We start from the raw sequence: 1084 nt of genomic DNA on the forward strand, positions 1-1084 counted from the left end.
ATCGGGGAGTCGCCAAATGTGCCGAAACAGCTTTAAAGGATTTGACATTTAGCTCTTTTATGTCGGCGAAATTTTTACTTCCTTTAGCGATAAAGAATGTTCGCCAATTGGTAATATCATCCGGATAGGTCGCTTCAAAATTAACTTTTCCCTGAGCATCGGTAGTTAGCTTTGGCTGCCAGAATGCATCATCGCGAAAGTTCACGCGCATTGTATTTCCAGATTCCAAATAGGGCATATCCACAGCACCTGTCGATGTCGCAGATGCTCCAGCTTTCATCTGAACCATCACCACGCCATTGGCGGCCCGCGCACCGTACAATCCCAGCATAGATTGATCTTTAATCACATTCAATGACGCGATAGTCGATGGATCAAGACTTGAAATATCACCTTCAAAAGGGACTCCGTCCACTAAAATCAATGGTTTTTCATTGGGGGCCGGACGAGCAGCGCCACGAATACGAATCCCTGCTACAGCCCCCTGCAGCATAGCTGTAGTCACCCCATCCATCCTAGCATTGATCGATTTCACTGCCGCAGTCAATGATTGCCTTTTTTGGACGCCATACCCCACAACAACCACTTCATCCAATTGATTTTCGCTTGGCTTTAATTCCACGAAATAATCTTTGCCACTGGAGACTTTGACCGTAGCGGTATTGTACCCTAAAGCAGCAATCTCAAGTACCGTATTTTTGTCATCGGAGAGCTCAAGTTCCACACTACCATCAAAGCTTGTGAAATATCGTTTTTTGGTATCCGGAACACTCACCTTAGCCCCAATTAATGGCGTATCCCCATCATAAACTAAGACCCTGGCGACCTTATTATTCTTTCTCTTCGTTCTAAAATCTTCCCGGTCTATTTTTAAGAGCTGCGGAACAATCTCTTGCCCATGGCTTATAGAATCCCGCAATGGGTTTTCTAAGGTACGCACAATAATTTCATCACGTACAAGTTTGTAAGCCAATCTTGCCGCTTGGGATGCATTGCTCCATTGAATAGAATCCAGCCGGAGATAATTCATCCCATTGGCTTTGAGTTTGATTGGCAAACTAAAAGAAGTTGAATCATCCTTTAC

The 1084-nt window shown here is 44.5% G+C and carries 1 protein-coding gene; it reads right to left on the minus strand.

The genetic code is table 11. The annotated features are described in order from the left end of the window. Positions 1-1084, minus strand: a 1084-nt coding sequence (locus tag B2X72_RS06035; RefSeq protein ID WP_286848588.1) for a carboxypeptidase-like regulatory domain-containing protein, incomplete at both ends; no start/stop codon positions are given.

This window comes from Sphingobacterium sp. UBA7253 (assembly GCF_002472745.1).
Taxonomy (GTDB): domain Bacteria; phylum Bacteroidota; class Bacteroidia; order Sphingobacteriales; family Sphingobacteriaceae; genus Sphingobacterium; species Sphingobacterium siyangense.